Origin of the sequence: Mesorhizobium sp. M7A.F.Ca.US.007.01.2.1 (assembly GCF_003998165.1) — a bacterium.
In the GTDB taxonomy this organism is placed as follows: Bacteria; Pseudomonadota; Alphaproteobacteria; order Rhizobiales; family Rhizobiaceae; genus Mesorhizobium; species Mesorhizobium ciceri.
Genome location: NZ_RZQP01000099.1, coordinates 1 through 21,606 on the forward strand (window position 1 = coordinate 1; position 21,606 = coordinate 21,606).

Annotated in this window: 17 protein-coding genes; 4 read left to right on the forward strand and 13 right to left on the reverse strand. The window is 65.0% G+C overall.

The window, feature by feature from the left end:
• Window positions 1-323: 323 nt before the first annotated feature.
• The 13 genes from EN949_RS18665 to EN949_RS18725 all read right to left on the reverse strand — a co-directional run bounded on the left by EN949_RS18665 (window position 324) and on the right by EN949_RS18725 (window position 16,439).
• On the reverse strand, window positions 324-1,283 hold the full coding sequence (locus EN949_RS18665) for an AraC family transcriptional regulator (protein ID WP_024501671.1): 960 nt from the start codon (window positions 1,281-1,283) through the stop codon (window positions 324-326).
• Window positions 1,284-1,488: 205 nt separating this feature from the next.
• Window positions 1,489-2,370 carry a DMT family transporter gene (locus EN949_RS18670; protein WP_127370727.1) on the reverse strand — a complete coding sequence of 294 codons (882 nt, stop codon included), beginning with the start codon at window positions 2,368-2,370 and terminating at the stop codon, window positions 1,489-1,491.
• A 126-nt stretch (window positions 2,371-2,496) separates the two neighbouring features.
• Window positions 2,497-3,993: a sulfatase gene (locus EN949_RS18675; RefSeq protein ID WP_127367345.1), complete on the reverse strand. Its 1,497-nt coding sequence runs from the start codon at window positions 3,991-3,993 to the stop codon at window positions 2,497-2,499.
• A 91-nt stretch (window positions 3,994-4,084) separates the two neighbouring features.
• Complete coding sequence (locus EN949_RS18680; protein WP_063168596.1) at window positions 4,085-5,062, reverse strand: aliphatic sulfonate ABC transporter substrate-binding protein; 978 nt, start codon at window positions 5,060-5,062, stop codon at window positions 4,085-4,087.
• 18 nt (window positions 5,063-5,080) lie between these two features.
• A complete protein-coding gene (locus tag EN949_RS18685) occupies window positions 5,081-5,839 on the reverse strand; it encodes an ABC transporter ATP-binding protein (protein ID WP_063168597.1) in 759 nt (252 codons plus the stop codon).
• On the reverse strand, window positions 5,839-6,642 hold the full coding sequence (locus tag EN949_RS18690) for an ABC transporter permease (RefSeq protein ID WP_127371748.1): 804 nt from the start codon (window positions 6,640-6,642) through the stop codon (window positions 5,839-5,841). The genes EN949_RS18685 and EN949_RS18690 overlap by 1 nt, the downstream gene beginning before the upstream one ends.
• Window positions 6,639-7,769, reverse strand: a complete 1,131-nt coding sequence (locus EN949_RS18695; RefSeq protein ID WP_027160785.1) for an ROK family transcriptional regulator — start codon at window positions 7,767-7,769, stop codon at window positions 6,639-6,641. Before EN949_RS18695 ends, EN949_RS18690 begins: the two co-directional genes overlap by 4 nt.
• Before the next feature lie 226 nt (window positions 7,770-7,995).
• Window positions 7,996-9,081 carry a histidine kinase dimerization/phosphoacceptor domain -containing protein gene (locus EN949_RS18700; protein ID WP_127366291.1) on the reverse strand — a complete coding sequence of 362 codons (1,086 nt, stop codon included), beginning with the start codon at window positions 9,079-9,081 and terminating at the stop codon, window positions 7,996-7,998.
• Between the two features lie 143 nt (window positions 9,082-9,224).
• Window positions 9,225-10,715, reverse strand: coding sequence for an efflux transporter outer membrane subunit (locus EN949_RS18705; protein WP_127370981.1), 1,491 nt, complete (start codon window positions 10,713-10,715; stop codon window positions 9,225-9,227).
• An 11-nt stretch (window positions 10,716-10,726) separates the two neighbouring features.
• Window positions 10,727-13,870 carry an efflux RND transporter permease subunit gene (locus tag EN949_RS18710; protein ID WP_127366289.1) on the reverse strand — a complete coding sequence of 1,048 codons (3,144 nt, stop codon included), beginning with the start codon at window positions 13,868-13,870 and terminating at the stop codon, window positions 10,727-10,729.
• Between the two features lie 3 nt (window positions 13,871-13,873).
• A complete protein-coding gene (locus tag EN949_RS18715) occupies window positions 13,874-15,145 on the reverse strand; it encodes an efflux RND transporter periplasmic adaptor subunit (RefSeq protein ID WP_013530682.1) in 1,272 nt (423 codons plus the stop codon).
• Window positions 15,146-15,390: 245 nt separating this feature from the next.
• A complete protein-coding gene (locus tag EN949_RS18720) occupies window positions 15,391-15,597 on the reverse strand; it encodes a hypothetical protein (RefSeq protein WP_013530681.1) in 207 nt (68 codons plus the stop codon).
• A 161-nt stretch (window positions 15,598-15,758) separates the two neighbouring features.
• Window positions 15,759-16,439 carry a hypothetical protein gene (locus tag EN949_RS18725; RefSeq protein ID WP_063168602.1) on the reverse strand — a complete coding sequence of 227 codons (681 nt, stop codon included), beginning with the start codon at window positions 16,437-16,439 and terminating at the stop codon, window positions 15,759-15,761.
• A gap of 239 nt (window positions 16,440-16,678) precedes the next feature.
• On the opposite strand from EN949_RS18725, the gene EN949_RS18730 reads away from it, so the two are divergent.
• The 4 genes from EN949_RS18730 (at window position 16,679) to EN949_RS18745 (ending at window position 21,438) form a co-directional block, all read left to right on the forward strand.
• Entirely contained in the window at window positions 16,679-17,407 is a 729-nt protein-coding gene (locus EN949_RS18730) for a response regulator (protein WP_013530679.1), read from the forward strand.
• Window positions 17,404-18,594, forward strand: coding sequence for an ATP-binding protein (locus EN949_RS18735; RefSeq protein ID WP_127371749.1), 1,191 nt, complete (start codon window positions 17,404-17,406; stop codon window positions 18,592-18,594). The genes EN949_RS18730 and EN949_RS18735 overlap by 4 nt, the downstream gene beginning before the upstream one ends.
• A 571-nt stretch (window positions 18,595-19,165) precedes the next feature.
• The gene (locus EN949_RS18740) at window positions 19,166-20,335 is read left to right on the forward strand and encodes an acyltransferase (RefSeq protein WP_127369751.1); all 1,170 of its coding nucleotides are present in this window, start codon (window positions 19,166-19,168) and stop codon (window positions 20,333-20,335) included.
• Window positions 20,332-21,438 carry a glycosyltransferase family A protein gene (locus EN949_RS18745; RefSeq protein WP_127366178.1) on the forward strand — a complete coding sequence of 369 codons (1,107 nt, stop codon included), beginning with the start codon at window positions 20,332-20,334 and terminating at the stop codon, window positions 21,436-21,438. The genes EN949_RS18740 and EN949_RS18745 overlap by 4 nt, the downstream gene beginning before the upstream one ends.
• Window positions 21,439-21,606: the final 168 nt, after the last annotated feature.

A 21,606-nucleotide genomic window follows, 5' to 3' on the forward strand; every position in this document is an offset into this window, starting at 1 on the left:
GGCCGGACCAGTCGTAGGCTGAGGTAGGCGAGGTTTCAGCAATATCCGCCGCGCATGCCATGCCGGCCGGCGCGAGAATGATGGCTGTAGCGAGAAGAAGAATTTTCATTGTTGTGTGCTGCCCCATGTTGCTTCCCCGCCGCACAAATGAGCTGCGGAGATCCAGCTGTTGTCGAGAAATCCGGTGTTGCATTGTCCGCCGGCCGCGTCTTGGGCTGGGCCGCACCCGAATTGTCGGGGAAAGCACCACGGCGCTTTCCCGGTCGGTGTGGCTTTTCAGCCTCAGTCGATCGGCGCGCCGTGCATTCGGTGGCTGTCGGAAACTATCTGGCGCTGCCCGGCGTCGAGCCGAAGCGGCGGCGGAAGCAGCGGTTGAAATAGGACACGTCGGAGAAGCCGCTGAGCAGCGCGATCTCGCTGATCCGCATGCGGTCGTTGCGCCTGTCGGACAGCATCCGATGCGCCCTTTGCAAGCGCAGTTCGAGAATGCGCTCGGCAAAGCTCACCCCGGTTTCCTGCAGCAGGTCATGGACATAGCGAACGGAGAGCCGCAATTGCCCGGCAACGCCCTGCGCCGAGATGGCGGGATCGGCGAAATTGTCCCGCATCTTCTGCAGTATGGCCTGCAGCCTTGCCGCGCGCAGACCGCGCAGGCCCGCCAGTTCGGCCGCTTCGCCCTTGGCGCCGGTCGCCAGGCCGATCAGGTCGACGATGGTTTCGGTGGCGTGGCCGATGAGGTCGGGCGAGACCAGGGCCGGGCCTGCTTCCAGGAAGCTGCAATAGCGCTTGAGCATGCCGAGCGCCTCATTGTCGGCGCCGACGGTCAACGCCAGCCGATCCTCTATATGAGCGAAGGCATTTTCCAGCACGGCACGGGGAAGCACCACATTGGCCCAGACATTGCTGTCGCCGCCGGTCATCTGCAACGCTTCCGAAGCCGAGACCAGGGCGGCCTCGCCTTTGCCGACGTGATAATCGCGGCCGATCTGCGTGCCGCTGAGCACCGTATCGCCATTGTTGACCAGCAGCAGATAGCCGTCGCGACCGTCGGCGGCGATATTGCCCGCCTTGCGGCTGGCATGACGTATCGTCCCGGCCATCTGCCCAAGCACAAGCGACCCGACAGCGGTGGCTTCGATCGCGGCTTCGAACGACAGTCTTTCCGAAATCGTGTATTCGACCGACCATATCTCGGCGACATGGATGTCCTGCCAGAGCGCGAAGCGTGCGCGATGATCCAGATGCGGCGGCAGATCCGCCGATGAGAAGACGTTCTTTTGCAAGGGACGACCGGCCTTTTCTACAATCGCGTCTTCATTTCGACACGCACCGTATTGGACCAGATCACGGTCTGTCCAGAGCCGGAAATACTTGTGCGCCAGGCGACAATTTCAGTGCCGTCCTGGACAAGGATTGGCCTGATTTCGCGGATCTGGCTGGCTGAATTTCGGATTACTCGAAAATACCCAGTGCCGACGAATCGTTCCCCTACTCCGGCGATGGAACCGGCGGCCGTGATGTCAGCGCCGTGCCGAAGGCGGCGACAACAACGGCAGCGATCCCGGCCAGTTGCGTCGCGGTCAGGCTTTCATGCAGGAACAGGAAGCCGGCCAGTGCACCCAGCCCAGGCTCCAGGCAGGTCAGCGTGCCGTAGATGCGCGCCGGCATGCGGGTCAGCGCCACCATCTCCAGGAAGAACGGCAATGCGCTGGAAAACAGGCCGACGAGCAGCGCGCTGACCAGGATCGACGGCGCCAGCAGCGCGGATCCCGCCTGGGCGACACCGAAGGGCAGCACCAGCACGGCGGCGATGGCCATGCCGTAGGCGGTGGTGCGGGTGCCAAGCTCCGCGCCGGCCTTCTGGGCCAGCACGATGTAGAGCGCCCAGAAGCCGCCGGCCGCCAGCGCCAGCATCACCCCGATCGGATCAAGCGGCGCGAGGGAACGAACGAAGGGCGACAACAGCAGGATGCCGGCCACCGCCAGCGCGATCCAGGCAAAGTCGCTGGCGCGCCGCGAAGTCAAGGTCGCCACCAGAAGCGGGCCGGTAAACTCCAGCGCCACCGCGATGCCGAGCGGAATCCTTGCCAGCGCTGCGTAGAACAGGAGGTTGAGGGCGGCGAGCGTCACCCCATAAGCGACCAGCCACGGCATGGTGGCACGCGAGGGCCGCATCTGCCAGGGCCGCAGCACCGCGATCAGCATCAGCGCACCGATGACCAGCCTGAGCGTCGTCGTCCCTTGCGCGCCGATCTGCGGGAACAGGCCTTTGGCGAAGGTGGCGCCGATCTGGATCGACACCATGGCGCCCATCAGTGCTGCGACAGGCAAGGGCGCCGCTTCGCGACGGGCAATCGGCGTCGATGTCACGTGATCCCATCCTCCATATCGCCGGGTCCAAACCCGACCGGCGGCATGGAGATAGGGCGAACCGGCCGGCCTGTCGTGAGGCAGCGGCAACTGGCTGCTAGGGCACGGCCAAGTGCCGCCGGCCGGTCAGTTCAGCGATTTGCGCCGTGGCGGCGGTGCCGGGTGGCGCTGCTCGAGGGCCGCTGCCGCATCGGTGCGGCCGGTCCGGCGCAGTCTTTCGAGATAGCCCGGCAACTCGCCAAGGCAATGGAACGGCCCGCCTTCCCGGATCACCGTCACCAGCGGGTCGACATCGCTGTCGCTGCGGATGGCCATGGCGCTGCGCCAGTCCTCGAGCAGCCGGCTGGCATGATCGACCACATCGCTTCGGGAGCCTGAGAGATCATGCTGCTCATGCGGATCCTCACTCAGATTGAACAGGCTGACCGGGCCGAAATCCTTGTAGCCGTCATGATAGGTGCGCAGCATCAGCCAGTCGGCCCCGCCGAGCCGGAACCGCACGCCGCGCTGCACTGCCCACGCACCCTGGCTCAGCACCAGGAAATCGCGGCCACCTTCCTCCTTCGCGACAAGCGCCGGCGCGAAGGAGCGCCCGTCCCACAGCGCCGGAACGTTGCCGCCGAGCCGATCGATCAGCGTGGCGGCCCAGTCGAAATGATAATGAAGGCCGCCATTGACGCCGCGCATGTCCTCGGCGCCGGGCCAGCGGATGACCAGCGGCACGTTGCAGGTGAATTCGTCGGCCGTCTGATGATCACCCCAGACGTTGAGCTCGCCGAGGTTTTCGCCATGATCGGCGCCGATGACGATGATCGTGTCGTCGAACAGGCCTTGCCGCTTCAACTCCTCGACGATGAGACCGACATGATGATCGGCATAGAGCACGCCGGTGTCGTAGCCGTCGAACCAGGCCTTGACGGTGTCCATGTCGCTGATCGGCGACGGCATGCGCCGGTATTTCGATCCGCCCGGCTCGACGTCGAAGCCCGAGGGTTCCTGCGGGCTGTGCGGGCCGTAGCCGGCATGGCTCTTCTCGAATACCGCCCTGGTCATCCAGTCGGGAAGCGGCTGGTCGGCGAAGGGGTCGCCGAAAGCGTCCGGCGCGCGATAGGGCGTGTGTGGGTCCCAGACATTGACGTGCAGGAACCATTTTTTTGCCGAGCCATTGCGCTTCAGCCAGTCGATCGCCAGGCCCGAAACCTCGTCGGCGTTCTCCATGCCGGCCTTGCCCGGATTGATGATCTCGTTGAAGCCGGCATACCAATGCCAGCAGCCATGCCGTTCGCCAAAACTGCTGATGGTCGTGGTGTGGTAGCCGAGATCGCGCAGCGCCCGCATCCAGCCTTCCTCGTAGAAGGTGCCGGCCCAGGCTCGCTCGGCGCCTTCGCGGAACGGCTCGCAGGCGGTGCCGCCATGGCCGACCACGCCGGTCCGCATTCCGTGGCGGCCGCTCCACAGCGCCGTGCGCGACGGATGGCAAGGCACATCGGACACATAGACGTTCTCGAAGCGGATGCCGTCGCCGGCAAGGCTGTCGATGACGGGAGAGGTGTTGCGATGATAGCCGTAGCAGCCGAGGTGGTCGCGTCTGAGGCTGTCGATGTCGATGTAGAGAACGTTCATGGATGGCTCGTCGCTGCTGTGATTGTCAGGAAACAGGCCCCGGTTCGCTGCCGGGGCTTGCGGTTTGCAAGGGGCGATTTCAAGAAGGCCGTCAGGCCGAAATGTATTGATCGCCCAGATAATAGTCCTTGGGATCGAGCGAGGTCTCGAGCTTGCCAAAGGTCTTGAACAGGTCGTTCATCGTCGAGAACCAGCCGTTCACGGTGCCGTCCTTGGTTAGCTTGATCAGTTCGGCCGAGGTCATGAAACGGCCATAACCGGCTTCCGTCTTCAGCTGGTCGGCAGGAATGCCGAGCAGCTTGGAGGTGATCTCGATCGCCTTGTCCTGGTTGGCGGCACGAAAATCCTGCGCGTCCTTGATGGCGCGCACCACGTTGCGGACGAGATCGGGATTGCCCTCGACCAAATCGTTGCGGGCAATGAAGACGCTCGGAAATGTGGTCTGCGGATAGAAGTCGTCGTTCTTGGCCAGCTCCACCAGATCGGGAACGCTCTTCTGGATGATGCCGACGAACGGATACCAGATGCCGGCCGCGTCGACCTGCTTGGAGGCGAAGGCCGCCACGATGGTGCTCGGGTCCATCTGCACGATGTCGAGGTCGGTCATCGCCATACCGGCCTTGCGCAGCGCCAGCCGCAACAGCATGTCGCCCGAGGTGCCGGCCGCGATCGCGACCTTCTTGCCCTTGAGGCCGGCGATGGACGTGATGCCGGCTTGGGCGATCACCCGGTCCGAGAAGCCGACATCGTTGACGGCGATGATCTTGGCCTTGCCGCTCGCCGGCAGCCACAGCGCGCCCGGTCCGAGATAGCCGAATTCCAGGCTGTTGGCGCCAAGCGCCTGGACCTGGATGGGGCCGTTGGTGAAGACCTTGATATTGGCATCGACGCCGTGCTTGGCATAGAAGCCCTGGTCGGCCGCGACGCCGGCCACGCTGGCGCCCCAGAAATCGCCGTTGTAGCCGATGCGTGCCGCCGTTCCCGCCGCTCCGGCACGGATGCCAGAGGCAGCGAACGCGGCAAGTGCCGCCGATGATGCGATGAGGTTACGTCTTGTCAGTGTCACCATACTCTCCTCCTGTCACTGTTACTGGTGGTAAACGGCTTGCCAGACGCGGTTGCGGATGCTCATGAACTCCGCCGAAAGCCGGATTTCCTCGGTTCTTGGGTAAGGCAGGCCGACGTCGATGATCTCCTGCAGCCTGCCGGGCCGCGCCGCCATGACGATGACGCGGTTGGCGAGGTAGACCGCCTCGTCGACATCGTGGGTGATGAACATCACGGTGCGCCGCTCCCGGCTCCAGGTGTCGAGCAACTGGTCCTGGAGCTGCACGCGGGTCAGTGCGTCGAGCGCCCCGAAGGGCTCGTCCATCAAAAGGATCGAGGGATCGACCGCATAGGCCCGGGCGATCGCGCAACGCTGCTTCATGCCGCCCGAAAGCGTCTTCGGCAGCGCGTCGGCGAAGTCGCCAAGGCCGACGAGATCGATGAAACGCTCGGCGATCTGCCGGCGGCGCGAAGCTTCCTCGCCCTTGATGCGCAGCCCGAACTCGACGTTCTGGCGTACGGTGAGCCAGGGAAACAGCGCGTATTGCTGGAAGATCATGCCGCGCTCCGGACCCGGCCCCTCGACCGCCTTGCCATCGACCAGCACGGTGCCCTCGCTCGGCTTCAGCAGGCCGGCCGCGATGTTGAGCGCGGTCGACTTACCGCAGCCGGACGGACCGACGACGGTGACGAATTCGCCGTCGGCGATGTCGAGCGACAGCCGGTCAAGCGCGACGAAGGCATTGTCCTTGAGGTCGAACCGGCGCGTGACCTTGTCGAAGACGATCTTGGGCGGCATCACACGCGCTCCTGCCAGACGGTCAGCCGGCGCTCGATCACCAAAAGGATGCGATCCATGGCAAGGCCGAGAAGGCCGATGGTGATCAGGCTGACGAAGATGGTCGGCAGGTCGTAGTAGAGTTGCGCCTGCTGCATGCGGAAACCGAGGCCGGTCTGCGCGGCGATCAGTTCGGCGGCCACCAGCGTCGCCCAGGCCGAGCCGAGGCCGATGCGCACGCCGACCAGGATGAACGGCGTCGATGCGGGAATGATGACGCGCAGGAAGATGGTCATGTCCTTGGCGCCGAGCACGCGCGCGGCGTTGATCATCGTCTTGTCGACGCTGATGACGCCCTGATAGGTGGCGACGACGCCGGCCAGGAAGGAGGCCAGGAAGATGACGAAGATCTTCGGCGTCTCGTCGATGCCCATCGTTACGATCGCCAGCGGAATGATGGCCAGCGGCGGGATCATGCGGAAGAACTGCAGATACGGCTCGATAAGCGAGCGCGCGACCTTGTACCAGCCCATGACGAAGCCGACCGGGATCGCCAGGATGACGCCGAGGAGAAAGCCGGTCATCACCCGAGCAAGGCTCGACATGATGTCGGTGGCGAGCTGCCCGTTTGCGATCAGATCGATAAACCTGGACGCAACCTGTGGCGGTGGCGGCAGGCCCCCCGCGCCGCCCGCCGTCAACACCCACCAGATGGCGATGCCGGCGACGAGACCGCAGAGATTGAGCGCGAGACCGCGATAGTCGATACCCCGATCCTCGTTCGAGCCGCCGCCGGAGCGTGTCGTCTTCGACGCTTCGCTCATCGCGACACCCCCGAATAGAAAAAATGGTCGAGCGCCGCCGCAGCAGCACCGATGGCGCCGGCACCAGGACCGAGGCTCGACCGCTCGACCCGCAGCACGTCGCGCATCGGCGGCAGGACGCGTGGCGGAACGCCCCGCCTTATATGATCGATGAAGCTTTCCGGGGCTTCGGCCAGGTGACCGCCAAAGACGATCAGATCGGGATTGAGCAAATTGGTCGCCGTCGCTATGGCCGTCGTCAGATGCCGGAGCGCCGCGTTCCAGACGTCGGGATATTTCTCCACCGCGGCCAGCAGGCGCCTGGGATGAGGCGTGTCGATATGGGCGGCGCGGGCCAGCGCGCGTTCGGACAGGAATGTCTCCAGGCAGCCCACATTGCCGCAGGCGCAACGCTCGCCATCCTCGACCACCTGGACATGGCCGAGCTCGACGGCCCCGTAGCCGCCGGGACGGAACGGCATGCCGTTGATCACCAGGCCGGCGCCGAGGCCGGTGCGCAGATAGATGTAGAGCAGCGCGGTCGTGTCGCGCCCGATGCCGTAGCGCGATTCCGCCAGCGCCATCGCGCTGACATTGTGCTCGACCACCACCGGCATGCGCAGCGCCGTTTCGAGCTCGTCGGCGAACGGCACGTCCTTCCAGTCGTAATTGACCGACTGCAGGTTGCGGCGGCGCTTGGTGTCCACCGGTCCCGGCACGCCGAGCCCCAGGCCGATCAGGCGCGAACGGTCGACGCCGGTCTTCTTGATCAATTGCTCGACGATCCGCACCACCATGCCGATCACCGCGGCGGGTTCGCTGGTGGCGGTGTCGAAATGCTGCGAGGCCATGGCTTTCGAGGCGGCCCTGAGGTCGGTGATGGTCGCGTCGATCGTTCCCGCGCCAATGTGCACGCCAACCACGGACAGGGCGTCGGGCACCAGCGCGACGCCGATCGCCGGCCGGCCGACGGGTGCATCGCCGGCAGTGGCCTGGTTGAGCTCGACCACGGTGCCTTCCCGCAGGAGATGGGCCGTCAGATGGGTCAGGGCGGTGGGTGACAGCGAGGTGCGCCGCGCCAGTTCGGCGCGCGACTGCGGACCGTCGTCGCGCAGGATTCGCAGGATCGCTCCGTGGTGCGCGCCCATTCTTCCTCCCTATTATTTTCTAATGTTAATAAATTAATTAAGCCTGTCAAGCACGGCAAAGCGCGGCTTGCGACTGGCATCGATGCACCTGGCTTTCACCCTACCCTGCCGCTGGAGTAGGGGCATTGACGCGAAGGGAGATAGCGGGGAAGGCAAGGCCGTCATGAGTAGGTCGAAGATCAGCCAAGCGGAGACGGCCACCTATGCCGCTTGGCTCCCGCGCGCGCTAAGCGGCGGTGGCAGCCGAGCGCTTGAACAGGATGGTCACCCGCGTGCCCTCGCCGGCGCTCGACGTCACGTCGAACTCCGCCTTGGCATTCTCGGTCAGCGAGCGGGCGATCAGCGCGCCGAGTTTGCCGCGCTTGGGCCAGCTCTCGCCGTCCGGCAGGCCAATGCCGTCATCGGCGACCACGATGCGGCAGCCATCGCCGTCAACGATGCTGTGCAGCGTGATCGTACCGCCGTCGCGCCCCTGGAAGGCATGCTTGAGCGCATTGGTCAAAAGTTCGTTCACCACCAGCCCGGTCGGCATGGCGACATTGATCGACACCGGATAGGTGTCGACCTTCATGTCGAGGCGGATGCCCTCGACCGCATGCGAGTTCATGACCGCCGACGCGATCTGGCTGAGATAGACACCAAGATCGACCTCATCCTTGCCATCGTCCCCCGACAGCGTCTGGTAGAGGATCGCCAGCGCATCGACGCGCCCCGCCAGCCTCTCGAAACGCTTCTGGTCCGGTTCGGCCGCGTTGCGCGTCTCCATCCGGATCAGCGCGGTGATCATCTGCAGATTGTTCTTCACCCGGTGCTGGAGTTCGCGCAGCAGCGTGTCCTTCTCACGGATGCGCTCGTCGATCGATCGCGCATCTTCGGTTTCGCCATGGGCCGAAACGTCGACCAGCGCCACCAGCCGGAAGCAGGCCTTGCCGTTGTCGTCCTCGATGACGTTGGAATAGACGTCGACGATAGTCGGTTGGCCTTCCTTCCGCTCCAGCCGGAACGTGCCGATGAAATCAGTGTCCTCGACCACGGCCTCGAACAGCGGCCGGTCCTTCTGCTTGTGCAGGCCGGTGCCGGAAAGCGCCGCCCAGTGTTGGCGAGCGAGCATCGCCGCCTTGAGGCCGGACAGTTTCTCGAATTCCGGATTGGCATAGACGACACGCTCCTTCGAACCCAGGTCCGAGACGGCAATGGCGATCGGTACCTGGTCGAGGAACTTCTTGAACTGTTCGCTTTCGAGCGCGCTGGCAAGGTCCGGCGTTTCGAGCAGCTGCCCGACCGCTTCGGCCTTCTGTGTATCGGATGTCATCTGCGGCGCCTGTGCTGTGTGGGCACCATCAATAACAGCGATGCGATCACCCCGCCATCGCCAAACATGGAGTCCGCATTTTCACGCCCCGCATCGGCGATGGCGGCGTGTCTGCCGAATTGACGCCGCTGCCTGAGAGTGCCTCAGGAGGCCGGCTTCGACGCCAGCCGTGGACCGGTCTTGACGTCGACGATCTCCGGCTTGGCGCTGTCGACCGCGCCATCCCAGCCGCCGCCGAGCGCCTTGTTGAGGGCGATGTAGTTGGTCGCCAGCAGGACGCGGCTTTGCAGCAGCGAGTCCTCGGCCGAATAGAGCGAGCGCTGGGCGTCGAGCACGTCGAGGAGGCTTGTCTCGCCGGCCTTGTAGAGCGTGCCTTCGAGACTTGCCGCCTCGCCATAGGACTTCGCGGACGAGGCGAGCTTGCCGATCCGGATGCGCTCCTGCGACAACAGCACCAGCGCGTTCTCGACATCCTCGAGCGCCGTCAGCACCGAAGACCGGTAAGCGATGAAATACTGATCGCGTTGCGCCTTGGCGACCTCGACGGCCGCCTGCAATTGGCCGGCATTGAACAGCGGCACACTCAGCGTCGGCCCGAACGACCAGCCGATCGACGAATTCTTGCCGAGATCGCCAAGCTTCAGCGCCGCCGTGCTGATGTCTCCCGTCAGGCTGACCGAGGGATAGCGGGCGGCTTCGGCCTGGCCGATCTTGGCGGTATATTGCGCATATTGGCGCTCCGCCATGCGCAAATCGGGCCGCGACAGCAGGAGCTCGGCGGGAATTCCGGTGGGCATCGGCAGGCGCGGTGCAGGAATGGGCGCGACCCGCTTCAGCCGCTCGTTGAGCGAGGCAGGCGGCCGGCCGGCCAACACCGCGAGACGATGCACGGCCTGCGCATAACTTGCCTCCAGCGTCGGAACGGCGGCTTCGGTGCTCGCTGCCTGACCCATTGCCTTGGCGACATCGGCGGCGGTCGCCGTGCCCGCCTGCGCCATGGTGCGGGTAAGTTCGGCGGTCTGTCTTTGCGACGCGGCCGAACGACGGGCGAGCGCGATGCGGGCCTGGTAGCCGCGCGCCTGGGTATAATAGGAAGCGACATCGCCGACCAGGGTGAGAAGCGTCGAGCGCAGTTCCTCCTGCGAGGCGTTCAGCCCGTAGCGCGCGGCCTCTACGCCCCTCCGGTTGGCGCCGAACAGGTCGAGCTCCCAGCTTGCATCGAAGCCGGCCTGGTACTCGCTGTAGGTGGCGTCAGAGCCTGATGTGGTCTCGGCCGACTTGTTGCGGGAGGCCGAGCCGGAGCCGTCGGCCGAAGGCAGCAATGTGCCGGCACTCTGGCGATAGCTGGCGCGCGCCTCGCGGATTTTTGCCTTGGCGGTGGCGACATCGAGATTGCCGGCAACCGCTTCCTCGACAAGCGTGTTCAGCTCGGGATCGCGTAGCCGCTGCCACCATTTTGACAGTCGTGCCGGCTGGGCAGGCTTTGTCGGCTTCTGGCCGCTCCAATTCGCCGGCATTGCCATTATCGGTGTCTGATAATCCGGACCGACGACGCATCCCGCGAGCAGGACAGCGGTGAGCATAGGCGCAAGAAGCCGCCTCGCGGCCACCGAGCCACGTTCCAAACCTGTCATGTGAAGTTTCCTTATTGCTGGGTGGCCGTCACCGGCGTCTCGCCCGTATCTGGTTTGGCCGCCCTGCCCTTGAAGATGCGCCGCACCGTGACGAACAATAGCGGCACCAGGAAGACGCCGATCACCGTCGCTGCGATCATCCCGCCCATCACGCCGATGCCGACGGAGTTCTGCGCACCCGAGCCCGCCCCGCTGGCGATCGCCAGCGGCAGCACACCGAGGATGAAGGCCAGCGACGTCATCAGGATCGGCCGCAGCCGTTGTCGCGCCGCCTCCAGCGTCGCCTCGACCAGCCCCATCCCGGCGGCCTGCCGCTCGATGGCGAACTCGACGATGAGGATGGCGTTCTTGGCGGCGAGACCGATCGTGGTCAAAAGGCCGACCTTGAAATAAACGTCGTTGGACTGGCCGAACAGGCTGGCCGCCAGCAGCGCGCCGAAGATGCCGATCGGCACCGACAGCATGACCGCGAACGGGATCGACCAGCTCTCATAAAGTGCGGCCAGGCACAGGAACACCACAAGTGCCGAAATCGCATACAGCGACAGCGCCTGGTTGCCGGAAAGCTTCTCCTGGTGCGACAGCCCGGTCCATTCGTGCGAATAGCCGGCGGGCAGTTGCGCGACGAGCTTGTCGATCTCGTCCATGGCGGCACCCGAGCTGACGCCCGTGGCCGCCGCGCCCTGGATCTCGACCGCCGCCGAACCATTGTAGCGCTCCAGCCTGGGCGAGCCGAATGTCCAGTGGCTGGAGGCAAAGGCCGAGAACGGCACCATGGCGCCGCTGGCGTTGCGGACCTGCCATTTGTCCAAATCTTCCGGCTGCATGCGGAAGTTCGGGTCCGACTGCAGATAGACCGGTTTCACCCGCCCGCGATCGATGAAGTCGTTGACGTAATCGCTGCCCCAGGCGGTCGAAAGCGTGTTGTTGATGTCGGCCAGGCTGACGCCAAGCGCGCTGGCCTTCTCCTGGTCGATGTCGACCGAGAATTGCGGCTGGTCTTCCTGGCCGTTGGGCCTTGTGTTGGCGAGCACCTTGCTCTGCCCGGCCAGGGCCAGAAGCTGGTTGCGCGTCTGGATCAGCGCGTCATGGCCGGCGCCGTTGACGTCCTGCAGGTAGAAGTCGAAGCCGTTGGTGTTGCCGAAGCCCTGGATGGCGGGAGGCGCGAGCGCGAAGACTTGCGCGTCCCTGATCTTCGAAAACGCGCCCATCGCACGGCCGGCGATGGCCTGCGCGGCGGAAGCCGGCGATTTGCGCAGGTCGAAATCCTTCAGCCGCACGAAAGCGATGCCGACATTCTGCCCTGCGCCGCCGAAGCCGAAGCCGGAGGCGGTGAACACCCCGTCGACGGCGTCCTTCTCCTGGTTGAGATAATGGTCGGTCACTTCTGCCAGCACGCGCTCCGTGCGATCCTGCGTCGCGCCGACGGGCAGCTGCACGCTGGTGATCAGGATGCCCTGGTCCTCTTCCGGCAGGAACGAGCTCGGCAGCCGGGCAAACATCCAGCCCACGGCAACGACGATGGCCAGGAACACGACGAGGAAGCGCCAGGATCGGTTGATGATGCCGTGCGAGCCGTCGCGGTAGGCAAGCGTGCCGCGATCGAAGACACGGTTGAACCAGCCGAACGGGCCGGTCTGCGTCGCATGGTCCTTGGGCGGCCGCAGGATGGTGGCGCAAAGTGCGGGCGTCAGCACAAGGGCGACCAGCACGGACAGCACCATCGCCGAGACGATGGTCACCGAGAATTGCCGGTAGATGATGCCGGTCGAGCCGCCGAAGAAAGCCATCGGCACGAACACGGCCGAAAGCACCGTGGCGATGCCGATCAGCGCGCCGGTGATTTCGTGCATCGACTTGCGCGTCGCCTCCTTCGGCGACAGGCCTTCCTCCTGCATCACGCGTTCGACATTCTCGACGACGACGATGGCGTCGTCGACCAAGAGGCCGATGGCCAGCACCATGGCGAACATGGTCAGTGTGTTGACGGAATAGCCGAACAGCGACAGCACGCCGAACGTGCCGAGCAGCACCACCGGCACGGCGATCGTCGGGATGATGGTGGCGCGCAAATTCTGCAGGAAGATGAACATCACCAGGAACACCAGCACGATCGCTTCGGCCAGCGTCTTGACCACTTCCTCGATCGACAGCCGCACGAAAGGCGAGGTGTCGTAGGGATAGACGACCTCGACCCCTTGCGGGAAGGTCGAGCTCAGCCGGGCGATCGTCGAACGCACCGCTTCGGCGGTGTTGATGGCGTTGGCGCCGGTCGCCAGATTGACGGCGACGCCCGCCGCCGGCTTGCCGTTGTAATTGGCCTGCGTCGTGTAGCTTTCGGCGCCGAGTTCGACGGTGGCGACATCGTTGAGGCGGACCAGAGAGCCATCGGTCTGGCTCTTCAGGATGATGTTGCGGAACTGTTCGGCGGTCTGCAGCCGGCTCTTGGCCGTCACCGTGGCATTGAGCTGCTGGCCCTTGCGCGCCGGCAGGCCGCCAAGCTGGCCGGCCGAAACCTGCGTGTTCTGCGCCTCGATCGCCGAGGCAATGTCGCTCGGCATCAAGGCGTATTTGGCGAGCTGGTCAGGATCGAGCCAGATGCGCATGGCATAGCCGGAGCCGAACAGCTGCGTCGAGCCGACGCCTTCGACGCGCTTCAGCGTGTCGTTGACGGTGGCGTCGACATAGTCGGCGAGATCGGTCGAGTTCATCTTGCCATCGGTCGAGACGAAGCCGATGACCATCAGGAAGCCGGTCGAGGATTTGGAGACGGTGATGCCGTTGCTCTGCACCACCTGCGGCAGCTGCGACTGCACCAGCTGCAGCTTGTTTTGCGTCTGCACCTGGGCGGTGTCGGGATCGGCCGCTGTGGTGAAGGTCAGCGTGATCGAGGCCGAACCGGTCGAGGTCGACGTCGCCGTCATGTAGTCGAGATTGTCGATACCGGTCATGCCTTGCTCGATGACCTTGGTCACCGAGTTCTCGACCGTCTGCGCGTCGGCGCCCGGATAGGTGGCGCTGATGTTGACTGTCGTCGGCGCAATCTGCGGATATTGCGAGATCGGCAGCGAGGTGAGCGCCAGGAGGCCGCCCAGCATGATCACGATGGCGATCACCCAGGCGAAGATCGGCCGGTTGATGAAGAATAGTGACATCGCTCAGTTCCCGGTCGCGGCGGCAGGCGCCGGTTTCGCCGCATTGGACGCGGCCGGTGCGGCGGAAGTGCTCTGCCCGCGGTCCTTGACCTCGCCGGTCGTCTCGTCGATCGTCACTTCGACGCCCGTCGCATCGCCGCCGGGGCGCACCAGCTGCATACCCTCGACGATGACGCGGTCGCCGTCGCCGACACCCGAATCCACCAGCCAGTTGTTGCCGACGCTGTTGCGCACGGCGAGCACGCGCGTCTCGACCTTGCCCTGCGCGTTGATGACCATCGCCGTGGCCTCGCCCTTGGTGTTGCGGCTGACGGCACGCTGCGGCACCAGGAAACTGTTCTGGGCAACGCCCTCCTCGACCAGTGCCCGCACATACATGCCGGGCAGAAGCAGGCGGTCGGGATTGGGGAACTCGGCCCTGAGCGCAAAGGTGCCGGTGGTCTGGTCGACATTGGCGCCGGCGAATTCCAGCTTGCCGGTCTGCGTGTAGATGGTGCCGTTCTCGAGCTTCAGCTTCACGCTGACATTGGGCCCGCTGAACTTCAGCCGCCCTTCCGAGATCGCCTGCCGCAGATTGAGCAGGTTGGTGCTTGACTGCGTGACGTCGACATTGATCGGATCGAGGGCACGGATGGTGGTCAGCACCGTGTCCTGGTTCGCGGTCACCAGCGCGCCCGGCGTCAGCGTGGACTTGTCGATGCGCCCGGCGATCGGTGCCGTGATGGAGGTCCGGTCGAGGCTGATGCGCGCCGTCTCGGCACTGGCCTTGGCCGAGGCGACATCGGCTTGCGCCTGCGCCAGCGTGGCGGCGGCATCGTCATAATCCTGTTTGGAAACAACGTTCTGCTTCAACAGGCCGGCATAACGGTCGAACTTGGCCTGCGCCGTAGGCACCGCCGCTTCCGCCTTCTGCTGTGCGGCGACCGCGCTGTCGTAGGACGCCTTGTAGCTCGCCGGATCGATGAGGTAGAGCGGCTGTCCAGCCGCCACCTCGCTGCCCTCCTTGAACAGGCGCTGCTGGATGATGCCGTTCACCTGCGGGCGCACTTCGGCAACCAGCGAGGCCGCCGTGCGTCCCGACAGTTCGGCGGTGATCGCCACCGATTGCGGATGCAGGGTGACGACGCCGACTTCCGGTTTGCCGGGCGCGCCCATGCCTGCGGGGGCGCTGCTCTCCTGCGAGCAGGCCGCCAGCAGAAAGGCGGATGCGAACATCGCGGCCCAGGGCGCCAGACGGCGTGCCGGCTGCAAAGACGGGCTAGGCTGGATAGACATGGACTGAATGATCTTTCGCTGGAGTTGCGGGCGCGGGCAATCGACCGCTTGGTCGAGGCATGCCGGCCGATATCTTGATGGTGGGCCGCGCCGGTCTGCGGGCGGCGACGAGCAATGCTTCGAAGCGGCTCATGTCGCGCTCCTTCTCGGCGGCCGGAGTTGCTCGAAGGTCGAGTAGCCGGCCGCGATGCCCACCAACATCATTATGCCGATCAGCGAGGACATGCCAAGCGCCTTGCCGGAATTCACGCGATCTTGCGGTCATCATGCCCATGGTTGTCGAGCGGCTGCGACAGCGGGAGCGACAACCGCCAGCCGGCGAAACTCAGGCGGATCGCGCCCTTCAGCGTGTCGGCCGGCGGGGCCAGCGGCATGCCTCGCCCGACAGGACCGAACGAGAGCCTCGGGCTGGCGGACGCGAGCAGCCGCAGCATGATCATGGCTTCCCACATTGTCGTGCTTCCATTGCAGGGTTCGAATTGGGCATGGTTCCGAATTGGCGCGATTCGAACTGGGCGTGATTGAAACGAGGATGGCGGAGATACGCCCGCCATCCCCGGAGAACCGGCCGACCCGAGAACGGGTTGGGTACCGGGCCGGCCGGTGCAGTCGGTCAGAGTTGCTCGTCGTTCCCGGGCTGGGGCGGGAGCTGCCTGCCATCGTTGGGCAGGCCTCTGGGGCCGGCTGCATCGTTCGGCGGACCGCCCCAGGGACCGGGGGGTGATCCATGGGCACGTTCCGCCGAAGCGAGGAGTTCGAGTTGTTCGGGCGTCAGCTTGGCGCGCAGTTCAGAGATCGCCTCCTTCAGTCTGCCGGCCGAAACCGCGCGGGCGGTAACGTCGTCGGCCAGCTTTTCCTGGAAGGCGAAGGGATCGGGCTTGCCGCCCGGGCCTGCTGCGTCGGGGTCCTTCGCTTCAGCACCAACGGGCCGCCCGCGGTCAGGCCGAGGCTGCGAAAGCACCGCCTGCAGCGCGCTGGTGTAGTCGCGCCAGGCGTCGAGCTGTTCGGTGCGGATGCCGACGCGGGTCTCCAGCGCGGCGAGCCGGGCGGCCAGCATGAATTCCGGCGGCGGACCCATGCGGCGGGGGCCAAAGCCTTGCGGGCCGAAACCCTGCGAACCAGGTCGCATCGGTCCATGCGGGCCGGGTCCATTCCGGCCGTGGCCTGCCCCATCCTGCATGGCCATGACAGGGGGCGGCTCACCGGGTCCGGCGCCGGGGTCGGGCTGCGCCGCCAGCGCGGGGTGAATTGCGGCGACGGAAAACAGGCCGAGCGCAAGAAGTCTGCTTGGCATAAAGATGTTCCTTTCTCTCATGCTTCGGACGGTTCAGAGGATAGGAAGCGTCTTTGTCCGCTTCGCGTCGGCGTGTTGCCGAAGGTTTCCGCAAAAGGGCAATTTGTTTCCGAATGTTTCCCATGGCCCGCCGGAAACGTTCGGTTGCAATTTTCCACGCCGCTCGGGCGCGGCTCTCCTATAATCGCGGCAAGCCCCTGCAATCACGGGTCCCAATATTCATCGGCAACGGCACGGTCATGCAGTCACAACCCCATATCCTCGTCGTCGACGACGACCGCGAGATCAGGACGCTTCTCCAGCGTTACCTCGACAGCCAGGGCTTTCGCGTCACGGCGGCGGCGGACCGGCGCGAATGCGAGCAACGGCTTGGCTCCGGCCAATTCGACCTGATCGTGCTCGACGTGATGCTGCCGGACGGCTCGGGGCTCGATATCTGCCGCGGTTTGCGCGACCGCAAGCCGCACACCCCGATCATCCTGCTGACCGCGCTGAAGGAAGATGTCGACCGCATCATCGGCCTGGAACTCGGCGCCGACGACTATCTCGGCAAGCCGTTCAACCCGCGTGAGCTCATTGCCCGCATCCGCGCGGTGCTCAGGCGCTCGACGCCCGAGGAGGCGCCCGCGCCGCCGCGCGCGCGCATCTACCGCTTTGCCAGCTATAGGCTGGAACCGGAGACCCGCAAGGTGACGGATGCGCGAGGCGTGGCCGTCGACCTCACCGGCGCCGAGTTCGATCTTTTGCAGGTGTTTCTCGACCGTCCCGGCCGGCTTTTGTCGCGCGACCAGCTTCTCGACCTGACGCAGGGCCGCGAACGCGATCCGCTGGAACGCTCGGTCGATGTGCTGGTGAGCCGGCTGCGCCGCAAATTTTCCGACACCGGCGACGGGCCGCTGTTCAAGACCGTGCGCAATGGCGGCTACCAGCTCACGGCGCGTGTCGAGACCGTGGAGAGCCACGCGTGAATTCGCTGCGCCGCCGTCTCATCCTGCTGTTGGTCGCCTCGATCGTCGGCGTCGTCGGCCTGGCGACGGCCGCCGTCATCAGCGTGCGCGGCGGCGGGCCGCCGCCGGAACTGACCGTGCCCTGGATTGCCCAACAGATGGAAATGGTGGTGCGGCTCTTGCCGGGGCCGATCCCCGACGTCCTGCGGGTTCAATTCGCCGATCATCCGGCGGGCGGCAAGGTGGCTCGTGCGGAAACGGCGATGCTCAACGACATCCTGCACCGCCGTGGCCTCGACTTTCCCGCGGTCGTCAACGAGAAGCCGGACGAACCCGGCCAGATCGCATCGATGCACCTGCCCGACAGCCGATGGGCGATCATTGAGGTGCCGCACCTCAAGCCGCCGCGGCGAGAATGGCTGGTTCTGGCCGGCTGGATCTCGCTGATCGTCGCCGGCGCCACGGCGGTGTCGGTCTATTTCACCTCGGTGCTGATCCGACCGCTCGAAATGCTGGAGGCCGCCGTCTCCAAGATCGGATCGGACGGCGTGCTGGCGGCGGTGCCGGAAGTGGGTTCGGCCGAGGTCAAGGCCACCGCGCATGCGCTGAACCAGCTCTCGTCGCGGCTGCGGACCGCCATGGAAAGCCGCATGCGGCTGCGCGCCGAATTCCTGGACGACGAACGCGACAAATGGCTTCACGACCTCGACGAACTCGATCGCATCGCCGACAGCGCCATCCGCCTGGTGCGCGAAGAGGTCAACCAGGACGCCGTCGAAGCGGTGGACCTGGCAAAGACGGTGCGCGATATCGAAGCCGAGATGGTGTCGCTCGGCCATGCCGTCTCGATCGGGCACCTGGAAAAGGTTTGCGTGCGCGCCGGCGCGCTCGGCCTGCGCCGCGCCTTGCGCAACCTGATCGTCAACGCCGCCACCCATGGCAAGGCGTGCCGCATCGACCTGGCCGCGACCGACAATCGCGCCGTGCTGACCATATCGGACCATGGGCCGGGCATCCCCCCGGAACTCCTGAACAAGGCGTTCGAGCCCTTTTTCCGCGTCGACCCCGGCCGCCTGCAATCGATCCCCGGAGCTGGTCTTGGCCTCGCCATCGCCAAGGAAATCATCGAGCGCTACGGAGGCACGGTAACGCTGGAAAACCGCCGGGGCGGCGGGCTGGAGCAGACGGTGGTGTTCGACGCGGTGTGAGGGTTGGCGGTCAGCCGAGTAATGGGCGTTGCGCGTGGCAACGACGAAAAACAGAGACGATGCTGCACCGCGCAAAGCTAATGGTTCCAAATCATTTCTTCACGGAGCCAGGACCGGATCCATATAGATAAAATATAGATTACCGAATTTCTTGTGGTCTAACAAAGAACTAGGCTCTCAAGCCACGAGCTCGCAAATCAACCGAGGCGGGAACATCGGAAAAATTTAAACCACAGCGTTTAAGTTCTGAGAAAAATCGCCAGAATTGACGAGAAACGCTCGGTTTTCTCAATTTTTTAGCGCTTGCTCACATAAGTATTTCAGCTGGGTAGATTTTTTGTGTTGCGCCGCACAATGCCGTAGCCGAACGATCTCCTGGGGGACTCGTTTGCGACTGGATATGCGCCGTGGAGGATCCCGCCAGGTTGACCAGCTTGAGCCACCCGTCCGTCGATTTCGAGCGTAGGTTCGACGATGCCTGCGCTCTGGCGGGTCTCGTCCGCCTTGGCCTGCCGCTCGAAACGGCCGGCTGGCGGCTTGGTCGCGACCATCACGCTGGCGGATGCCGCTGATGGGAAGCGCACGCGACATCCAACTGGATGCGTTGAGAGCCATCGCCGTGACGATGGTGTTGTATTCCCATTTCTTCGCCGCTGGAGGATCTTCATTCTGGGGCCATATCGGCGTGCGGCTGTTCTTCGTGCTGAGCGGCTTCCTGATCACGCGCCTGCTCCTGGAAGCGCGTTCGGCCGCCGAATTCGAGACCGGCCCCGCGCTGCGATCCTTCTATATCAGGCGGGGCTTGCGGATATTTCCGCCCTATTTCGCCGTGCTGGGTTTCGTCTGGCTGGTCGACCTGGACCAATCCAGGGGATCGCTGGTTTGGCATGCGCTTTACCTGTCGAATTTCTGGTATGCGCTGCGCAATGACTGGAACCCTTGGGTGCTGTGCCATTTCTGGAGCCTGAGCATCGAGGAGCAGTTCTATCTTGCCTGGCCGCTGGTCGTCCTGCTGGCCCCGCGCCGCCGCTTCGAACAGATCTGCATCGGCGTCATCGCGCTGTCGCTGGCCTATCGCTTTTACTGGCCGCTCACCGCCAACACGGCGCTGGCGCGCGACCTGCTGCCGCCGGCATCCATGGATGCGCTGGCGACGGGCGCGCTGCTTGCCTGCTGGCGATCCAGGGGCGCGGCCCTGCCGCACTGGATGCGGCTCAGCTGGCCTGCCTTCGCGGCCGCATTCCTTGTCATCGAGTGGTTTGTGCCTGCGCCCGCCGATCCGATGCTCGAATGGACCCATTGGCTGGTGCGGCAAGTCCTGCCGCTGGTGCCGCTGATGGTCATCGTCGCAGCCTGTTCGCGCGGCCTTGGCGGCACTTTGGGAAAGCTTGCCGAACTGCCGCCGCTGCTTGGCCTCGGCCGCATCAGCTACGGCGTCTATCTCTATCATCCGATATTGCTGTCGCTCGCCGTCAAGGCGCAACCCTGGATTCCGCTCAACGTCTCGGAGCAAGGGCCAGGGCGTTTCCTGGTTGCGAGCGCCGCCACGATTGTCGCGGCCTCGATTTCCTGGGTGGTTTTCGAGAGGCCGCTCAACAGCCTGAAGCGCCACTTCCCCTATGTCGCGCGCACCCGCTCCGCACAGGGCAGCCATGGCGGCTGGCTCGCGACGGCGGCTGGCGGATCGCCCGATGGCCGCACACCGGCGCTCGAACTCCAGCGCACGGATGCAAGACGATGACCGCCGCACCGCTCGTCTCCGTCCTGTTGCCGGTCTACAATGCCGGTCCCTATCTCGCCACCGCGCTGGGAAGCATCCTGCGGCAGGATCACAGTCGCCTGGAAATCATCGCGATCGATGACGGTTCGACCGACAATTCGCTCGAGATACTCGAGCGATGCCAAAAGGCCGACAGCCGCATTTCGATCATCTCGCGCGAAAACCGTGGCCTTGTCGCGACGCTCAACGAAGGGCTGGCGATCGCCCGGGGCGAACTGGTCGCGCGGATGGATGCCGACGACGTCGCCTATCCCTGGCGTTTGTCGCGCCAGGTGGCGCTGTTCGAGCGGCGGCCCGAACTGGGCTTCTGCGGCGCCGGCGTCGACATGTTGATCCGCGGCCGCATCGCCAGGGGCAGGCCCGATCCGGTGTTCCAGTTCGGCCGCATCCCCGTATTGGCGATGTTCTTCACGATCTTCATGCACCCGACGGTCGTCTACAACAGGAAGGTCATCGACGACAGCGTCCTGCACTATGACCAGGCCTACCGGCATGCCGAGGATTTCGATCTTTTCAGGCGGCTGGCCGGCCGTTACCCGGCAGCCATGATGCCTGAAAACCTGGTCGTCTACCGCGTCCATCAGGCAAGCGTGACGAGCCGGCACGTCAAGGAGATGCGCAGGACGCATTTGCGGATCGTGGCTGAGAACCTCGAGCGCGAGGGCCTGGCGCAGGCCACGCGGGACCTGCGCGACATTGGCGATGCGGTCGGCCACGGCACCGTGGCCCGTGCGGCCGACTTCATCGTCGCGCTGGAGGAGGAGATCCGCTCGCTGTCGGCGGCGACGCGGCCGAGCTTCGAGGCCGGCGCGCTGAACCTGTTCTATTTCCTCTACCAGCTCGTCGCCGACGAAAAGCAGCCCGCGCTGACGCATGAATTGCTGACGCGGACCGCGAAATGGAACGTCATCCGGCGCCGCGAACAATATGCCCTGCGGCCCGGCGCCTGGGCGCCCTGGCTCAGCCTCGCTTCGCTGTCGGCCGCCAGGCAGGCCGATGCCATGGCATACTTCTTCAAATCTGCGCCCGCCGCGGCGGTTCTGGCACCTTATCAGGCGGGCTGAGGCATGATCGTCAAAGTCAACCAACCCCTGCAGCGCGATCGTTCGACGGCGCTTGGCCCCGCCCCGGCCGGTCCCCGCCCGGAACGAGCGGCGCCGGAAGTCAGCTTCATCATCTGCACGCGCAACCGCGTCGCCGTGCTCGATGCCTGCATCAAGTCGGTGCAAGCC

Excerpts from the sequence above, each read along its gene's own strand:
- EN949_RS18675 (WP_127367345.1), bottom strand. The coding sequence starts at position 3,993 with ATGAACGTTCTCTACATCGACATCGACAGCCTCAGACGCGACCACCTC.
- EN949_RS18680 (WP_063168596.1), bottom strand. The coding sequence starts at position 5,062 with ATGGTGACACTGACAAGACGTAACCTCATCGCATCATCGGCGGCACTT.
- EN949_RS18700 (WP_127366291.1), bottom strand. The coding sequence starts at position 9,081 with ATGACATCCGATACACAGAAGGCCGAAGCGGTCGGGCAGCTGCTCGAA.
- EN949_RS18685 (WP_063168597.1), bottom strand. The coding sequence starts at position 5,839 with ATGCCGCCCAAGATCGTCTTCGACAAGGTCACGCGCCGGTTCGACCTC.
- EN949_RS18695 (WP_027160785.1), bottom strand. The coding sequence starts at position 7,769 with ATGGGCGCGCACCACGGAGCGATCCTGCGAATCCTGCGCGACGACGGT.
- EN949_RS18725 (WP_063168602.1), bottom strand. The coding sequence starts at position 16,439 with ATGCCAAGCAGACTTCTTGCGCTCGGCCTGTTTTCCGTCGCCGCAATT.
- EN949_RS18745 (WP_127366178.1), top strand. The coding sequence starts at position 20,332 with ATGACCGCCGCACCGCTCGTCTCCGTCCTGTTGCCGGTCTACAATGCC.
- EN949_RS18710 (WP_127366289.1), bottom strand. The coding sequence starts at position 13,870 with ATGTCACTATTCTTCATCAACCGGCCGATCTTCGCCTGGGTGATCGCC.
- EN949_RS18740 (WP_127369751.1), top strand. The coding sequence starts at position 19,166 with ATGGGAAGCGCACGCGACATCCAACTGGATGCGTTGAGAGCCATCGCC.
- EN949_RS18715 (WP_013530682.1), bottom strand. The coding sequence starts at position 15,145 with ATGTCTATCCAGCCTAGCCCGTCTTTGCAGCCGGCACGCCGTCTGGCG.
- EN949_RS18705 (WP_127370981.1), bottom strand. The coding sequence starts at position 10,715 with ATGACAGGTTTGGAACGTGGCTCGGTGGCCGCGAGGCGGCTTCTTGCG.
- EN949_RS18720 (WP_013530681.1), bottom strand. The coding sequence starts at position 15,597 with ATGTGGGAAGCCATGATCATGCTGCGGCTGCTCGCGTCCGCCAGCCCG.
- EN949_RS18730 (WP_013530679.1), top strand. The coding sequence starts at position 16,679 with ATGCAGTCACAACCCCATATCCTCGTCGTCGACGACGACCGCGAGATC.
- EN949_RS18690 (WP_127371748.1), bottom strand. The coding sequence starts at position 6,642 with ATGAGCGAAGCGTCGAAGACGACACGCTCCGGCGGCGGCTCGAACGAG.